The 16,012-nt window shown below is 60.3% G+C and carries 15 protein-coding genes and 1 tRNA gene; 6 read left to right on the plus strand and 10 right to left on the minus strand.

The genetic code is table 11. The annotated features are described in order from the left end of the window. Positions 1–134: 134 nt before the first annotated feature. Entirely contained in the window at positions 135–968 is an 834-nt protein-coding gene (locus tag DCO57_RS02690) for an aldo/keto reductase (RefSeq protein WP_116697268.1), read from the minus strand. A 744-nt stretch (positions 969–1,712) separates the two neighbouring features. Between DCO57_RS02690 and DCO57_RS02695 the strand changes: the two genes are divergently transcribed. From DCO57_RS02695 to DCO57_RS02705, 3 genes are all read left to right on the plus strand, one after another. Beyond that, positions 1,713–2,459 carry a sulfite exporter TauE/SafE family protein gene (locus DCO57_RS02695; RefSeq protein ID WP_116697269.1) on the plus strand — a complete coding sequence of 249 codons (747 nt, stop codon included), beginning with the start codon at positions 1,713–1,715 and terminating at the stop codon, positions 2,457–2,459. Positions 2,460–2,583: 124 nt separating this feature from the next. After that, positions 2,584–3,192, plus strand: coding sequence for an NAD(P)H-dependent oxidoreductase (locus DCO57_RS02700; protein ID WP_205756055.1), 609 nt, complete (start codon positions 2,584–2,586; stop codon positions 3,190–3,192). Positions 3,193–3,195: 3 nt separating this feature from the next. After that, on the plus strand, positions 3,196–5,193 hold the full coding sequence (locus DCO57_RS02705) for a cation:proton antiporter (protein ID WP_116697271.1): 1,998 nt from the start codon (positions 3,196–3,198) through the stop codon (positions 5,191–5,193). A gap of 145 nt (positions 5,194–5,338) precedes the next feature. Here DCO57_RS02705 and DCO57_RS02710 read toward each other — a convergent pair whose 3' ends face one another. The 5 genes from DCO57_RS02710 to DCO57_RS02730 form a co-directional block, all read right to left on the minus strand. Further along, positions 5,339–6,736 carry a sugar porter family MFS transporter gene (locus DCO57_RS02710; RefSeq protein WP_116697272.1) on the minus strand — a complete coding sequence of 466 codons (1,398 nt, stop codon included), beginning with the start codon at positions 6,734–6,736 and terminating at the stop codon, positions 5,339–5,341. Then, the gene (locus tag DCO57_RS02715; RefSeq protein ID WP_116697273.1) at positions 6,733–8,067 is read right to left on the minus strand and encodes a sugar porter family MFS transporter; all 1,335 of its coding nucleotides are present in this window, start codon (positions 8,065–8,067) and stop codon (positions 6,733–6,735) included. Before DCO57_RS02715 ends, DCO57_RS02710 begins: the two co-directional genes overlap by 4 nt. Before the next feature lie 18 nt (positions 8,068–8,085). Continuing rightward, the gene (locus DCO57_RS02720) at positions 8,086–9,576 is read right to left on the minus strand and encodes a GMC family oxidoreductase (RefSeq protein ID WP_116697274.1); all 1,491 of its coding nucleotides are present in this window, start codon (positions 9,574–9,576) and stop codon (positions 8,086–8,088) included. 11 nt (positions 9,577–9,587) lie between these two features. After that, entirely contained in the window at positions 9,588–10,901 is a 1,314-nt protein-coding gene (locus DCO57_RS02725; protein ID WP_205756056.1) for a DegT/DnrJ/EryC1/StrS family aminotransferase, read from the minus strand. 672 nt (positions 10,902–11,573) lie between these two features. Continuing rightward, positions 11,574–12,722: an AI-2E family transporter gene (locus DCO57_RS02730; protein WP_165814610.1), complete on the minus strand. Its 1,149-nt coding sequence runs from the start codon at positions 12,720–12,722 to the stop codon at positions 11,574–11,576. A 194-nt stretch (positions 12,723–12,916) separates the two neighbouring features. On the opposite strand from DCO57_RS02730, the gene DCO57_RS02735 reads away from it, so the two are divergent. The 3 genes from DCO57_RS02735 to DCO57_RS02745 all read left to right on the plus strand — a co-directional run bounded on the left by DCO57_RS02735 (position 12,917) and on the right by DCO57_RS02745 (position 14,674). Continuing rightward, positions 12,917–13,207 (plus strand): hypothetical protein, encoded by a 291-nt coding sequence (locus DCO57_RS02735; protein ID WP_116697277.1) that lies wholly within the window; start codon positions 12,917–12,919, stop codon positions 13,205–13,207. A 9-nt stretch (positions 13,208–13,216) separates the two neighbouring features. Next, positions 13,217–13,708: a phage holin family protein gene (locus DCO57_RS02740; protein ID WP_116697278.1), complete on the plus strand. Its 492-nt coding sequence runs from the start codon at positions 13,217–13,219 to the stop codon at positions 13,706–13,708. A 240-nt stretch (positions 13,709–13,948) separates the two neighbouring features. Continuing rightward, the gene (locus DCO57_RS02745) at positions 13,949–14,674 is read left to right on the plus strand and encodes a DUF1499 domain-containing protein (protein ID WP_116697279.1); all 726 of its coding nucleotides are present in this window, start codon (positions 13,949–13,951) and stop codon (positions 14,672–14,674) included. 118 nt (positions 14,675–14,792) lie between these two features. Here the strand turns inward: DCO57_RS02745 and DCO57_RS02750 are convergent, their stop codons facing one another. From DCO57_RS02750 to DCO57_RS02765, 4 genes are all read right to left on the minus strand, one after another. Beyond that, positions 14,793–15,032 (minus strand): hypothetical protein, encoded by a 240-nt coding sequence (locus DCO57_RS02750; RefSeq protein ID WP_133192617.1) that lies wholly within the window; start codon positions 15,030–15,032, stop codon positions 14,793–14,795. Between the two features lie 83 nt (positions 15,033–15,115). Then, entirely contained in the window at positions 15,116–15,307 is a 192-nt protein-coding gene (locus tag DCO57_RS02755) for a hypothetical protein (RefSeq protein WP_133192618.1), read from the minus strand. A 71-nt stretch (positions 15,308–15,378) separates the two neighbouring features. Beyond that, entirely contained in the window at positions 15,379–15,597 is a 219-nt protein-coding gene (locus tag DCO57_RS24120; RefSeq protein WP_116697282.1) for a DUF6538 domain-containing protein, read from the minus strand. Between the two features lie 140 nt (positions 15,598–15,737). Further along, positions 15,738–15,811: transfer RNA gene (locus DCO57_RS02765), tRNA-Gln, on the minus strand. Positions 15,812–16,012: the final 201 nt, after the last annotated feature.

Below are 16,012 nucleotides of genomic sequence, written 5' to 3' on the forward strand. Positions count from 1 at the left end.
CGAGCACCTGTATCCGCTCGCGAAACCCGGTGTCCGCCGCAACTGTGTACCGTCATGGTAACGCCGCGCCGGACACTTCGTTCCCTTCCACTGTTCCGCCTGCATACCCGGACAGGCGGGAAAACTGCGTGTTCCTAGAATGCGAAGGTATCGGGATCGGGTCCCAGCCGTCTGGTCTCGTCCAGGTCGTTCAGGACGCCCATGTCCTCCTCCGAGAGCTCGAAATCGAAGATCCCGGCGTTTTCCTCGATGCGGCTCTTCCGGGTGGACTTGGGTATGGTGACAACACCATGCTGCAGGTCCCATCGCAGCACGATTTGCGCAGGGGTCTTGCCATATTTTTCCGCAAGAGCGGCGATTGTTTTCTCGCTTGCCACCTGTCCCTGCATGAGGGGGCTCCAGGCTTCCACGACAATTCCCTGCGCCTTGCAGTAGCTCAGCAGGTTCGGCTGCACCAGATGGGGATGGAATTCGACCTGGTTGATCGCCGGAACGACTTCGGCGGCAACCAGAAGTTCGTCAAGATGATGTGGCAGGAAATTGCTGACGCCGATGGCTTTGGCGCGTCCGCTGGCCAGGATGTCCTCCATCGCCTTCCATGTGCCGACGATATGGCCCCGGACGGGCCAGTGCACGAGATAGAGATCGACGTAGTCGGTTTCCAGTCTGTCGAGACTTTCCTGAAAGGCGCTCATGGTCCGCCCTGCGCGCTGGTCGTCATTCCACAGTTTCGTTGTCACGAACAGGTCTTCCCGCGGGATATCCGTTTCGCGCAAAGCCTGCCCGACGCCGGCTTCGTTCTTGTAGACTGAGGCGGTGTCAAGACTGCGGTATCCGGCGTCGAGCGCCAGCAGGCAGGCCTGCCGTGTCTCCTCATCGGTCATCTGATAGACGCCGAGCCCCAGCCAGGGCATCCTTGTCCCATTGTTCAGGTCAACCCGGTCGCCGATACTTGTGAGAGTGTTCATCCTGTCCTTCTTTCGTGCTTGGGGGCGACGCCCATACGCCGTGCCAGTGCCTGTCATCGGCAATCGAGCCCAACCGGAGGATCGGGATGCTCCGTCCGCCAGCCGAACATCCCCATATGCCGTCGAATTTCATGGACTCTGGTCCCTGAGGCCGGTGACAGGCAGGAGACATGGCATCCAGTGTTTGCCCTATACGTATCACAGAAGGGCGCGCCCGGCGGAAGCGTCATCCTTCGCCGCGTCCATGTGACGACGGCCGGGCGGCATGTCCGCGTTTTGCAGCCGGTCTCATACGCACGGGTCTGAAGCCTGAATGGTTATTCTTGCCGATCTGAAAGATGTCGCGTAAAGGCTCGGGGCAGGGGCATTCAGGGGGTTATCTGCGTGAACGGTGCGCCGGCCTTCGCCGGACGCCAGATCCACAACGGCACAGGTACCGCCGGAAATCGCCTCGAACAGATACGTCGGGCGGTCTCGCCATCATCGAAATAATCGGCGGCAGGACGTCCGCCGATTGCGGATGGATCGAGCTTGACCGGATCGAAGCACCCAATTCACCGGCTAAAGCCGGGAATACATGAAGTCAGAACTGTAAACCGAAGCGCCAGGACCCATGACAGCAGCGACCTATTTCGGCAAGGAAGATCCGGACGACGGAAACAACGCGAGGCACGAATGCCCGACCTGCAAGCGGCCGTCTCCTGGTAGCTGCCTCCGCAGGGGCGCAACCGGCGGGCATGGCGCATGATCGATTCGGTTCTTCTGTTTCTCGCGGCCGGACTTGTCGGCGGCGCGGTCAACGCTGCTGCTGGTGGCGCAAAGCTTTTTGTTTTCCCGCTTCTTCTGGCAACCGGACTGCCACCGATCGCGGCAAATGTAACCCAGGGCGTCGCGCTCTGGCCGGCGCAGTTGCCCGCCATCTGGGTCTATCGGCGCGAACTCGCCGGCGAAATGAAACGCCTCTGGCGCCAGATGATCCCCGCGCTCGCCGGGGCCCTGCTCGGGTCGCTGGTCATGGTCAACTCGAGCGACGATGCCTTCATAAGCGTGGTACCGTTTCTGCTCCTGATCGCGGTTGTCGCGATCGTTCTGGGGCCGCGCACGACAGTTCTGATGCGCCGGGCCTTCCCCGGGGAACGGCTGGAGTCCGCAGTCGCGGTTCTGCTCGCGGTGTTCGGCTTTTATGGCGGCTTTTTTGGCGCCGGTCTGGGGTTCATGCTCCTGGCTGTGCTGTCGGTGTCCTCGGGGATGGGCGTCAGCCACGTCAATGGAGCCAAGAACCTTTTCGCCGCGGCGATCCAGTCCGTCGCGGTCGTGCCGATGATGCTGTCCGGATTGGTCGACTGGGTGGCTGCCCTTTGTGTTCTCGTGGGCGGCATGATCGGCGGCTACGTCGGGGCAAGTGTCACCCGGCGTCTGCCCGAACCTGTGGTACGCTATGGCGTTGCGGGCATCGGTCTCGTTCTGACCATGTCGTTCCTGTTGCGGTGAGGGCCGCTGCCGGCCGGTTCGTCGGACACGGCAGCCGTTTCAAGTCCGTGAGGTTGACGTAACCTGATCGATTGGAGCGCTCCTGAAAACGGGCGTCATGTTTTGCCCTGCGCAGGAGACGCAATTGGCCAGACTTATCGTTTACTACGCCCACCCGGGTCAGCGCTTCAGCCGGGCGAATGCGGCAATGGCGAAGGCTGCCCGCTCGGTCGACCGCATCACCTTTGTGGATCTCTATGCCGAATATCCGCGACACGATATCGACGTCGACCGCGAGCAGCAGCGGCTGCTCGATCATGACGTGATCCTCTTCCAGTTTCCGCTTTACTGGTATTCGACACCAAGTCTGCTGAAGGAATGGCAGGATCTGGTTCTGCAGCACGGATTTGCCTTTGGTCACAAGGGCGACCGGCTTGCCGGCAAACGGATGATGCTGGCCGTTACCGCCGGCGGAGCGGACGACGCCTATACCGCGGAGGGATATCAGAACTTTCCGCTCAGGGTTTTCCTGGCTCCGCTGGAACAGACAGCCCGTCTTTGCGGCATGTCCTTTACGGCGCCCTATGTTCTTTATGGAGCGCTCGGGGCCACGGAAACAGACGAGATACCACGACATTCGAAAGGTTTTGCAGATCTGCTCACCGCGATCCGTGACGATCTTTACGACTTCACGTCTGCGGACAGCCGGGAGATCGTCCGATTTGACGATTTGCCCGTTTTGCAAAGATCCTGATCCATGACCGACTTCCTCCTTATTGCCTTCGTGTTTCTCGTGGCCGGTGTCGTCGCGGTGCCCATCGCCACCAGGCTTGGGCTCGGCTCCGTCCTGGGATATCTGATCGCAGGGATCGTCATCAGCCCTCTGCTGACCGTGCTCGGTGTCGATGTGATGGCGATCCAGCATCTTGCCGAATTCGGCGTGGTGATGATGCTGTTTCTCGTCGGTCTGGAACTTGAACCCAGAGTGCTTTGGGCCATGCGAACGAAACTGCTGGGCCTGGGCGGGCTTCAGGTGGCTGGTACGACGGCAGCGGTCATGGGAATTGCAATCGCTCTTGGACAGCCCTGGACAATAGCAGTGGCCATCGGATTTGTTCTGGCGCTGTCATCGACCGCCATAGTCCTGCAGACCTTGAACGAAAAGGGGCTCATGCGCTCTGCCGGCGGCAAGTCGAGTTTCGCTGTCCTCCTGTTTCAGGATATTGCGGTCATCCCGATGCTTGCTTTCATTCCCTTGCTGGCAATGCCCGAGCTGATGGATGCGGCCCAGGGGCTGGCCTCCGCCACCGGACATGGCGCGGAAGCGGCGCTCGCCGGCGAAAGTCACGCGGTGGATGCCGGGGAAGGTGGCGGTCATGCCGGTACCTTCAGCCTGGTCGCCGGTTTGAACGGCTGGCAGACGGCCCTGATGACCATGGGCGCGATCGGTGCGGTGATCCTCGGCGGCGCCTACCTGACGCGCCCGGTGTTCCGCTTCATTGCTGCGGCCGGCCTGCGGGAGCTCTTCGTGGCCACGGCACTCCTCTTTGTCATCGGCATTGCACTGCTGATGATCGCGGTCGGTCTGTCTCCCGCTCTGGGCACCTTTCTGGCCGGGGTCGTGCTCGCCAACAGCGAGTACCGTCATGAGCTGGAATCCGATATCGATCCCTTCCGCGGTCTGCTGCTCGGGCTGTTTTTCATCACCGTGGGCGCAGGTATCGACTTCGCCCTGCTGTTCGACAGGTTCGGCGTGATTCTCGCCCTGACCCTGGGTCTCATCGGTCTGAAATTCGGCGTTCTGATGCTCCTCGGCTGGCTGTTCAGGCTGCCGGGAGGAGATCGCTGGCTTTTCAGTCTCGGTCTTGCTCAGGCCGGTGAATTCGGGTTCGTGCTTCTGTCCTTCACGGTCGCCAACCGGGTCATTCCGCAGCCGGTCGCCGATCAGCTCCTGCTGATCGTTGCCCTGTCGATGCTGCTCACACCCGCGCTGTTCATCCTTCATGAAAAACTGGTTTCCCCGCGCTTCGCGAAAATGCAGGAACGCGACCCAGATACCGTCGACGAGACAGGCGATATCATCATCGCGGGACACGGACGTTTCGGAGGTATCGTCAACCGCATGCTGAGGGCGGCTGGCTATTCCACCACTGTGCTTGACTATAACGCGGCGCAACTTGATCTGTTGCGGGCCTTCGGCTTCAAGGTCTTCTACGGCGATGCGACGCGACCGGACATGCTGCATGCGGCCGGCATAGACAAGGCTCGTCTTCTGGTTGTCGCGATCGACGGCAAGGAACAGATCAACGCGATTGTTCACTACGTCCGCAAGACCTATCCGCATGTGAAAATCGTTACCCGTGCGGTCGACAGGCATCACGTCTATGATCTCTTTGCCGCCGGCTGCACCGACATCGTCCGGGAAACCTTCGACTCCAGCGTCCGGACGGGCCGGACCGCCTATGAGGCAATGGGAATGCATCCGTTTGAAGCCGAACAGCTTGCCCGCAAGTTTGCCGAGGACGACCGTCATGTCCTGCAGGAAATGGCAGAAGTCTTCGACCCGGACATCCCGACCGGGCAGAACCTGGCCTATATCGAGAAAACGCGGACGCTGATGGAAGAGCGTGACGCACAGATCTTCGGCAAGAGCCAGGCCTTCGACACCCAGGCAAACCACGGCTGGCTGCCACCGTCATCCAGGGACACGGAAGCGGTCATGGCCAGACATGCGCAACAGGCGAAGTCCGACTGACGGCCTGAACGACCGGGGCGAGTCCTCAGTATTGCGGACCGGAAAGCCCCGCGCCGGGGTAATAAACGCCTTAGGGCCGTTCGTTCTTCCGCCAGGCAGATCCGGGCGGGAGGAATGCGCGCACCGGCGGCTGCGCCACAGGTTGTTATCCCGGCGTGCCGCTCTCCTGAGAGGAAACCGGCCCCTGGTCGATATCGCCCAGCTGTCGCAAGGGAATACCGCCAATCACGTTGCCTTCGATTGTCGCCAGGTTTCTGGACTTGGTCTCCGGCAACCACACCAGCGAAATGACCAGTGAGCAGACACAGACCGCCGCGAATATGAGAAACACCCCGTCAAGTCCGATGCTGGACACGCCCGTGAGAAAGACGAAGGCAATCAGGGCATTGAACAGCCAGCTGGTGGCCGAGGCCACCGCGATTCCCGTTTCCCGGATCGTCGAGGGAACAAGCTCCGACATGATGACATAGGGCAGCGGTCCCAGGCTGATGGCAAAGGCGCCGATATAGACGCACAAGGCGATCAGGCCGAGAATGGGCAGGGACCAGACCTGGGCGACGACGACCCCCAACAGGCCGATCACCATGACGAGAGAGCCCACGATTGCCAGCGGTCTGCGGCCCAGCCGGTCAACCGTGGCGATGGCCACGACAGTCGCGATCAGATTGATCAGGCCCAGTCCGAAGGTCGCTCCCAGGGCGGCGGTTCCCGGAGAGAACCCCAGATCGACGAAGATTGCCGGTGCATAATAGAGAATTCCGTCGATCCCGCTCAGGTTTTGCAGAATGAACAAGCCGCAACACAGCGCCAGGACTGCAGGAGTCGAGCCGACGCGCAGCGCCTTCCAGAGGGACACCGCCGGCCGTTCGGAAGCTTCATCCACCGGGACACGTTCGAGACCAAGCGATGCGGAGACGCTTTGCGCCCTGTCCATATGGCCGACCCGAGCCAGCCAGACCGGGCTTTCCGGCACCATCAGCAGCGCGGCAAGTCCTGCCAGCGCGATAACACCGCCGAACCCGATACCGGACGCCCAGGCTCTGGGATCGTCGATCACGAGGGGCACCGTGTAGGCGGCCAGTATCCCCATGGTGACGGCGAGCTGGAACAGGGAGACGACGCTGCCACGGAACCGCGCCGGCGTTGCTTCGCCTGCATACATTGGCCCTGCCATGGAGGACAGACCGACGGACAGACCGACCAGTATGCGTGCAATGACCAATCCGGTCAGGTCCGGATGGGTGAGAATGAGGCCATACCCGGCTGCTGCCAGACCGAAGGCCGCCAGCAGCGTGATCCGCCGCCCGAAAGCCCGCGCCAGGGGGCCGGCGGCTATCGCACCCAGAAAGCAGCAGAACACCAGCGAAACGGTCACATATTCCTTGCCCCCGTTGCCGAGGGAGAATTCGCGGCCGATTTCATCCAGCCATCCTGCAATGCTCGCCGTGCTGTAACCGAACAGCAGACCCGCACAGACGGTCAGGAACGACACGCGGCCTACCGCGAGGTAGAGCCGCGTGCCAGTGACTTGAGCAAGTGTCATGCCGCGGCAGGACTGTGGCGCATTTCGATCTCTTCCAGACTGACGCCCTTCGTTTCAGGTGCGTAGAACCAGGAGAAGATCGCTCCGATGGTGCAGAATATTCCGAACAGGGCGAATGTCGCGACTGCGCCGAAATGGGCCAGGAACACCGGGAAGGTAAACACGACGATGAAGTTGCAGCTCCAGTTCGCGACGGAGGCCATGGCCATGCCCCGGCTGCGCAGGGCGAGCGGGAACAATTCGGACATGTACAGCCACGGCAACGGCCCCAGGCTGACCGCAAAGAAGGCGATATAGGCGAACAGACCGGCCAGGGCCAGCGGAGCCAGCTCGGGTTTGTCGGCCTGCATCGCGAAGGCGATAACGACAAGGCTAAGCGCGGTGCCGATAAAACCCAGGATGAGCAGGGGGCGCCGGCCGAACCGGTCGACGACGAACATGGCGACGACGGTCATCAGCACATTCACCACTCCGATGCCGACGGTAGCGGCCAGCTGGGTGCTGGAACCGTCGAACCCGGCATGTTTCATGATGATCGGAGCATAGTAGATGACCGCATTGATGCCGCTGACCTGCTGGAAGACAAAGACTGCAATCGTGAAGATAACCAGCGGCCGGACGTTTTGTGTCAGGAAGGCACTCCACGCCGGCTCGGCGGCTCCGGAAGCGCTTGAACGCTCGATTTCATCGACGACATGCGTGGCCTGATCCCTGGACAGATCCGGCTGAACAAGTCCGATAACCGATATGGCCTTGTCCCTTGCACCGTTCATGGCCAGCCAGCGCGGGCTTTCCGGCGATTTGGCGATCCCGACCAGGGAGATCAGCGCAGGCACGGCGCCAAGAGCCAGCATCCACCGCCAGGCGCCCAGGGGTTCAAGTGCCATATCGATAAGGTAGGATGACAGAATGCCGACGGTGATCATCAGCTGGAATGCCGACACCACCGCGCCCCTGTATTTTGCAGGAGCAAGTTCGGCCAGAAACATCGGGGCAGCCAGGGCGGATGCCCCGATCGCGATCCCGAGCACCAGGCGCGCGGTGATGAGAAATTCCAGCCCGGTGGCCAGGCCTGCTGCGACCGCGCCGGCCGCGAACAGAACCGAACACAGCATCAGCACCTTGCGCCGCCCGAGACTGTCCGCATACCTTGCCGCCAGAATGGCTCCGGCAACGGCGCCCAGCGGCACTGCGGCGGTCATGAAACCCTCGCCGGTAGGCGAGATGTCGAAGGACTTCGTGATCAGGGGCAGGGCTCCGGCGATCACACCTTCATCGAACCCGAAGAGCAAGCCGAACAGGGCGGCCAGAGAAACCAGACGTAAGAGCATTCAAGTCATCCTTCGGGTTCAGGCCGACAGGCGCGCATACACGCCTTCGGCATGGCGCAGAGACCATGCTGTGATTGTGAGATAGCTGTTGGCCGACCCCTGCGAGGGCCATGCGGCCGCATCGGCAACGGACAGGTTGGGCAGCTTCCAGAACTGACCGAAGGTGTTGGTCACGCCGCCATCCGGGTCTTCAGACATGCGCAGACCGCCGATCTCGTGCAGGGCCGCGCCCAGCGGATTGACCTGGGTCCGCAGAAGCTCCGCGTCGAGAGCCTCTGCGACCTGCGGCAGGAAGGCATCCATCTCGCCCAGGATACGCTTGTCGCTGTCGCTGCGATCGGCGATGACCGCGTATTGACCCATCTCGCCGGGGCCGTCACCCTTACCCTTGGTCAGCACCACTTCATTTGTCTCGGAGGCTTCCCCGACGCCGAAGCAATAGGCCAGCAGGTACAGGCCGTCAGGATCGCAATCGAGCCAGACGGTGGCATGATAGGGGGTGTACCAGGTCTCGGCGAACGGCCCCTGGATCTGGATGTGATAGGGGCGTTCCCGGGTCGGCGGAATGAAGGCGTAAATCGGTTCTTTCAACGGCTTGCGCAGTTTGAACAGGCCCTGAATGAACTGATGGTCGGCGATATGGCTGCCGACAGCCGGATGCAGGTCCTTCAGACCGGATGCCAGGGCCAGCCGGGTCGACTGGATCGCCCCACCGGCGAACGTGTAATGGCGGGCAACCAGCCGGAAACGTTGTTCTTCGTCGGTCCCCTTGACAATCAGTCCGGTGACATTGCTCCCGTCATGATCGACCCGCTCGGCAATGGCGTCGGGAACCAGCACGATACGGCCGCGCTCCACTTCACGTGTCAGGAGACCGCTGCGGATCAGCCGGTCGGAGGAACTGTCGAAGCCGCGCGGCATGTAGCCGTTGCGCGGTTCCTGGGTGTCGACACCGGTGGAGGCATGCACGGCCTCGATTCCGGCATCGTTCAGCCGGTCAAGAAATCCCTGCTGTGCCTCACCCCTGAAAAATGCCGGCCGGCTCGTGTTGGGACCCGAGACATGCATCAGGTCTTCTGCCTGCTGGTAATAGGTCTCGAACTCTTCATATGTGACGGGCCAGTCGGAAAAGTCCCATTCCGTGAAACGCGGAGTGCAGCCACCCCAGAACAGGGTCCGGCCGCCAACGGTGGACCATGCGTCGCTGTTCAGGGGAGGAGCGACGCTTTCGTCAAAATGGGCGCGGTCGGTCCAGGCGGTCCTGTAGCGTACCAGATTGTGAATCTGCGGCGTCAGATCGCTGCGACTGCGAAACGGGGTCGACCCGACATGGCTGGGCAGCACGAACGGACCGGCCTCGAGGATCACGACGGACAGACCCTTGTTTGCCAGCTGGATGGCACTGGTGACACCCGCCGTTCCCGATCCTACGATCAACACGTCGATATTTGTCGTGGCTTTGGCGATGGAAAACAGGTCGGAGGTAACGACCGAAGACAGAGATTTCATGGACTTGAGCCTCAGCGATTGAAATATACGGCAGCAACTTTGCGGAAAGCCCGAATAATGTCATCGACATCCGCATCGGTCAGGATGGAAGCGATCGACAACAGGCCTGAGCGGTCATGCAGGTCGTCACACACCGGCAGAAGTCCGCGGTGGTAATCGATCTGCGAGGCAAAGGCGTTGTCGGGGTGGGTCCAGGGGAACCCGTCCCGTGTGTTCGACCGTTTTTCGGTCAGGCTGGGGATGTTGAAATACCAGTGCAATCCCCAGTCGCGCATGGGCAGGCAACTCAGCGACCCTTCCGGCCCATGAATGCCCTCGGCCCGGACAGCCGCCATGAAGCGCGAACAGATGTCCTCGTCTTCGAAGGTCATGATCAAGAACGGCCCGCTGTCACCCTTCGGATCGATGACATTGCGGAACCGGATCTCGGGGATGTCCGAAAGGGCTTCGCGGATGCGCCATTTTGCGTCGCGCATGGCGCCTGTGATCCGGCCCAGTTTGCGCGATTGCGCCAGGGCCATCGCGCCGGTCAGGTCCGACATGCGGGCCCCGATTCCCCAGAACTGGCAGGTTTCATCTGCCGGGTCGAAACGGCCCGCATCGTTGCGGGCATAGCCAAGATCGTGCATGGCAACGATCCTGCGGAACAGCGTGTCATCCTTGCAGACGATCATGCCGCCATCGCCTGACGTCATGTTCTTGTTCATCTGGAAACTGAAGGTGGCAATATCGCCGAAACGGCCAGCAGGCGTTCCGTTCTGGCTCGATCCCGCGGCCTGCGCACAGTCTTCGATCAGGCCCAGCCCGTGCTTGCGTGCGATCTCGGCGATTTCCGTCACATGCCCGGGGGCGCCGCTCATGTGAACCAGCAGGATGGCCCGGCTACGGGAGCTGATCTTGCTCTCAAGGTCCTTGACGTCCATGCAGAAGGTGTCGTCGATATCGACCAGCCGGGGAATGGCGCCCGCCCGAACGATGGCGGAAATGCAGCTCACCCACATGTAACCTGCGACCAGAACCTCGTCACCCGGCCCCACTTCGAGCGCGGACAGCGCTATGGACAAGGCGGCCGTTCCGGAAGAAACAGCCAGTGCATGTTTGTGCCCGTAGGTTTCACACCATTCCCGCTCCAGGGTTTCCACCATGTACTGGGGATTGATGCCGTAGAACCGGAAAGGACTTTGCGCGCGCAAGACCCGGTCAACCAGTTCGCGCTCTTCCTCGCCGATCCAATGGGCTCCGGGCAGTTCCCAGGGCAATGGCGCCGTGCGAACAGGGGCACCACCGTCAATGGCGAGTTTGTTTTCTTGATCGATCGCTTGCACCTGGCGAGCTCCTCCATGTGGGTTCCGCGGGCAATGCAGACGCCCGCCGCAATTCAAGGCGATCCAGGCGTCGCCGCCTGACACCGAAGACATCCGACCTGTGTCAGGCGCGCACCCGACACCGGCGCTACTCGCATGACCGACGCGGATCCACGCCGTTCAACCGCGATGCGGTTCCCTGATTTGATCATCATCCGGCGCAACGGCATCGGTGCCGTGCCGAAAACATCATGGGAGACAACCCGCACTTGTGAACCTCCGTCCCGACATCACACGCAGAAAAAGACGTACTTCGATCTTCTCAAGTGACCGCCAAAACAAAAGTCTATTTTCAAGTCGACCAAATATCGATTCGAATTGTGGACACCCATTGAAAACACAGCAGAAATAACACCTTAAAAATTAACATATCCCTACTTGAGAACTGCAAAAATCACGATGATTTCATGGCTACGCAATTCCGAAAGACTGTTCCCGGAGGGGGGAGGGCAGTATGCGGTCCCGGTTGCACTTGTCACCGGCATGAAGAAGGACCCGAACACGGTGAAACAGGTTCTGATCAAACAGCGCATTTCTGGTCCGGAGATCACCGGGCTTTGCCACTGCGTCCACAGATCGGCCTCATCGGAGAGCGGGGGAGATGGCTGGAACAGCGCATCGCGAAACGGATTGTTATCTCGGATCGGTAAGCGAACCCGGTTCACCTTGCGGGGAGCAGATGTCCTGCCCGGTGGAGCGACCTTCCGTCTGCTCGGAAGCAGGGGAGGAGGAGGTCTCAAGAGAACTTGCGGCAAGACCGCCTGCCCGGAGCGTGTCTTCAAGAACCGCCCAGACCGTCATGAACACCCCTGCGATCACCGGCCCGAGAATCAGCCCGACGGCCCCGAAGGAGGCCAGCCCGCCGAAGGTGCTGACGAGCACGAGCAGATCCGGCATCCGTGTGTCGCGTCCAACGAGAACGGGACGCAAGAGATTGTCGACGGTCGTGACCGCAAGCCCCGTCCACAGGGCGAGACCGACAGCCGGGAAGAACTGCTCGTTCACCGCCAGCACGATTATGCCCGGAATCAGCACGATTGTCGGACCGATTCCGGGGATGATGGAGAAAACCGCCATGACACATCCCCAGAAAGCCGCACCGGGAAGTCCGGCAAACCAGAAACCGAGGCCCCCGAGAACGCCCTGGGCCAAACCGATCAGGAAGGTACCCTTGATGGTCGCCCGGCTTATGGAGACAACCCGATCCGCCAGTCTTTTCTGGATTGCTGACGGCAAGCCGGAATGGGCAAGCACCTGCTGAAACATGTTTGTCCGCTGCGGAAGGAAAAACACCATGGCGTAGAGCATGATAAAGATATTCAGAAAGAAGGAGACCGTGCCCTTTGTCGCCTGGGAGAGGGCTGCCACGAAGAAATCGGCAATCTGCCCAGCCGCCTGCCCCACCTTCTGGGTGATCGTGGCCCCAAGTCCGGCAAGGTCCACTTCGAAAGGCAGCCAGTTGGCCAACCCGTTGTTTATGGCGGCAAGATCGAGCGTCTCGACCCAGGCAGAGGTTGATTTGGCCACTGCCGCCGCCTGCTGCCCGCCCAGCACGATCACGGTCCCCATCGGCAAAAGCACGCCGACCGAAAGGATGGTGAGCGTGATGGCGACCGCAAAGCCCTGATGGCGTCCGGTGTGACTGTGGATCCACCTGTAGAACGGAGCGGCCAATGCACTGAATATGGCTGCCAGAAAAAGGGCGATCAGATAATCCCGGATCAGACCAAGAAAGGCAGCCCCGGTCGCCAGGGCGACAAATCCGATCACAAACAGTTGCAAGTACACTCTGTCGACCGGATTTTTGTCCGGTGTAGCCCTGTCGGTTGCCATTGTGTCTCATTCCCTTGTGCAGCCGCTTCAGCTTATACATTGATCATCCGGACCGCTGCAGCCCGCAGTCGGTTCCGAAGTTTATCCTTTTATGGCCGCGTCCCCTAAGCTACTCTAATCGTTCGATTGCGAAGGATATACTCATGCCCCGCACCTCCGATCTGAAGACAGAACTTTCACAATTGAAGGCCGATTCCCAAGGCAAGGCCAGGCCTCGCCGGTCGCGCGCCCGAAAGTCCGCGGATGAAGACAACGTGATTCCGCCGGAGCCGGCTGCGGAAGACGCGTCCGAGAAAAACGAACTCGGCGACCTTGCGAACAAACTGTCGGACCTCGTTGAAAATGCGGGCGACGAAATCAGGGAGCGACCGGTTACTGCTGTCTTGGGGGCTCTTGCTCTCGGCGTGGTGATCGGAGCGCTTCTCAGGCGATAGGAGAGGCTCATGGACGGTTTCGTCAGGACGATGCGGATTGTCTGGCGCGCGGAATTGCTGATCATTGAAGCGAAACTGAATGTCGCCACCAAACGGATCGGCGCCACGGCGTTCGCCGGTCTGGTCTTCGTGTTCGGCCTCGGCATGCTCAATGTGGCCGGTTTTTTCGCGCTGCAGGAAAGTTGGGGACCGATCTATGCCGCCCTTGGCGTCGCGGCTGCCGATTTCCTGATCGCCGTCCTTCTGGTTCTCTGGGCGTCCCGTATGAGGACCGGTCCGGAACTTGATCTTGCCCGCGAGGTCCGCGATTCCGGCCTGCTCGAACTCGAGGCCAGGGCGGAAACCGTTCAGGACGAGGTAGAGGCAATCAGGGATGAATTGCTGACGCTGAAAAAAAGCTTCCTGAATTTCTCCAGAAACCCGCTCGACGGAACGATCCACGCCCTGTTGACACCAATTCTGACACTGCTGATCAGGTCCCTCACCAAGGGAAAGGAATAATTTCGTCACAAGCCCTGGTTAAGTGATAGCTGTTTTGCTCCGGTATTCCTTATCCCGGACGCCGTATCTGGGCACCCGTTCCGGGGACCGGTTTTGAGCATCACTTGATCGAGATTCCAGAACCACCTCTTTTGAACGCGACAACAGCGGTGGAAGGGGCTTCTTTGCCCTGCGGCGTCAGTGGCTGCGAAGCAGGACATACTCCCATACGGTGAACGCGGCGAAAGGCCCATGTAGCTGATGAGACATTTCGGAAAAATCGCACTTGTCGTTGCGGTGTTTGGCATATTCTTTGTGACCCTGATGCTGTTCGGTGCGCGTCTGGGGCTGTGGGCACCGGTCACAGGCTTCGGATTTTATCGAAACTACCTCAATCCGCTTGGGGGAATCGTCGCCGCTTTGGGTGGCATGGCGCTGCTTGTTCATTTCCTGCGAAAGGAAACGAAGGGGATGTTGGCGGGCGGATTTGCTTTGTTTGTCGGGTTGGCCTGCCTGGCACCGATGATCGCCGCGACGGTCAACCCGTCGCCGCGTGCGGCGCCGATCCACAACATCACGACCGATACCGCCAATCCCCCCGCGTTCGAAGTGCTGGATGAAACACGCGAAGGGGCCAGAAACCCACTGGAATATGCGGGGACCGAATTGGCCGCAGCTCAAGCCGCTGCCTACCCTGATATTGCCCCTCTCGAAACAGAACAATCTGCCGACGCGGCGTATCAACGCGCTCTGGCGGTGGCGGAGGAAATGGGTTGGGAGATCATTGCAGCAGATGCGGACCGCCGCCGCTTCGAAGCCACCGCGCGCACGTCTGTGTTCTACTTCGCGGACGACGTTGTGGTGGTCGTGGCGGAAACGGATGCAGGCAGCCGCGTAGACATGCGAAGCGTGTCGAGAGTGGGTAGAAGTGACCAGGGCGTCAACGCAGCCCGTATCCGCGAATTTCAGCAACGCTTTGGAGCGTGAACGAATTGAAAGCTCATTGAAATCATCGGGACGGAGGCCCTGAAAGACATGAGCCGGGCCAGCCACGCCATCATGGCAAGGACATCGGTCGACCTCCACTCATACCAAGCGCAATTGATCAGAACCGATGCGCCCAATCCCGCCTGCCGATTGACATTATGGTCCATGGTTGCTCGACAAGCTTGTTCCAAGCCCGGCAGTACAGGTCGGGGATCTCCTTGTAGGACTTGAAGACGCGATTTGAGAGACGGTTATCGCGCATGAACTGCCAGATGTTCTCGACCGGATTGAGCTCCGGCGGTTTGGGCAGCATAGGCAGGGTCCTTATGTCGTCCGGCACTTGAAGCTTTCCGTTCATGGACCATCCAGCCCGGTCCATCATCAGAACCGCATGCGCACCGGGAGCAACATGAGTGGAGATTTCCACGAGGTGAGGCTGCATCATGGCCGTGTGGCACCGGGGTACAACACGGCCGGCTCCCGTGCCCCGGCCGCCTCAAGGCGCTTGCCGCCGCCGTAGATCGAGGCAAGCGCCAGCAAACGCCGCGTCTGATTGGCATCCCTTGATTGATCGGCAAGACGCCGCAGTGCCCAGGCATCAAAATCATCGCGAAGTGAAATCCGGCTACCCATGGCAAACTCCCTGTTTGCCATCGTGAATCATGATTTTCCCTGAACAGGGAAGCTCAAATATGAGTCGCAACCTATTGGGCTTGGTATAGGTCCCGTCGAAACCTCATTTCAGCAAGCATGGTGTTCAGGCGGCGCGCCATGAATCGTGCCCGGTGGTGATCGGATTGTCTCAGGCTGAATGACAGCTTCCGGTTAAGGTCTGATTGAGAAAGCGCTACTGGAAGGCGAGGGCGCCAGTACCAGATGTTTCCCCGGCGCAGGAGATTTTGAACGTCGTGTCGACGAGCCATTGCCCATATTCCCTGTGCCGGACGGCGCCTTTGGGCACCAGTTCCGGGGACCAGTTTTGGGCATCAGTTGGTCGAATCGGCTGAGGACACGGCTTTATAGTGCCGATTATCTCAATATAATCAATAACTTGGAAAAGGGTTGGCTGGGGAACCTGGATTCGAACCAGGACTAACGGAGTCAGAGTCCGTGGGTCTACCGTTAACCTATTCCCCAACACGGCCCGGCGACCGGGCGGTTCGTTGTAACAACGATGCAGGCCGTGAGGCCCCGTTGCGAACGATGTGCCGCATATACATCCATCATATTTGCGAATGCAAGGGCCGTTTCCGATTTTTTTGTGAAATAGGGGCCGACGGGACAGTTTCACAAAAGCTATGGTCCCGAACCCGACGTTATGTGCTTTTCGATCGGCGA

Origin of the sequence: Labrenzia sp. 011 (assembly GCF_003075075.1) — a bacterium.
In the GTDB taxonomy this organism is placed as follows: domain Bacteria; phylum Pseudomonadota; class Alphaproteobacteria; order Rhizobiales; family Stappiaceae; genus Roseibium.

Bases quoted from the DNA above. Each gene is read 5' to 3' on its own strand.
- DCO57_RS02690 (WP_116697268.1), bottom strand. From the start codon at position 968: ATGAACACTCTCACAAGTATCGGCGACCGGGTTGACCTGAACAATGGG.
- DCO57_RS24120 (WP_116697282.1), bottom strand. From the start codon at position 15,597: ATGGCTCGTCGACACGACGTTCAAAATCTCCTGCGCCGGGGAAACATC.
- DCO57_RS02750 (WP_133192617.1), bottom strand. From the start codon at position 15,032: ATGAACGGAAAGCTTCAAGTGCCGGACGACATAAGGACCCTGCCTATG.
- DCO57_RS02745 (WP_116697279.1), top strand. From the start codon at position 13,949: ATGAGACATTTCGGAAAAATCGCACTTGTCGTTGCGGTGTTTGGCATA.
- DCO57_RS02735 (WP_116697277.1), top strand. From the start codon at position 12,917: ATGCCCCGCACCTCCGATCTGAAGACAGAACTTTCACAATTGAAGGCC.
- DCO57_RS02695 (WP_116697269.1), top strand. From the start codon at position 1,713: ATGATCGATTCGGTTCTTCTGTTTCTCGCGGCCGGACTTGTCGGCGGC.
- DCO57_RS02720 (WP_116697274.1), bottom strand. From the start codon at position 9,576: ATGAAATCTCTGTCTTCGGTCGTTACCTCCGACCTGTTTTCCATCGCC.
- DCO57_RS02755 (WP_133192618.1), bottom strand. From the start codon at position 15,307: ATGGGTAGCCGGATTTCACTTCGCGATGATTTTGATGCCTGGGCACTG.
- DCO57_RS02705 (WP_116697271.1), top strand. From the start codon at position 3,196: ATGACCGACTTCCTCCTTATTGCCTTCGTGTTTCTCGTGGCCGGTGTC.
- DCO57_RS02710 (WP_116697272.1), bottom strand. From the start codon at position 6,736: ATGACACTTGCTCAAGTCACTGGCACGCGGCTCTACCTCGCGGTAGGC.
- DCO57_RS02715 (WP_116697273.1), bottom strand. From the start codon at position 8,067: ATGCTCTTACGTCTGGTTTCTCTGGCCGCCCTGTTCGGCTTGCTCTTC.
- DCO57_RS02740 (WP_116697278.1), top strand. From the start codon at position 13,217: ATGGACGGTTTCGTCAGGACGATGCGGATTGTCTGGCGCGCGGAATTG.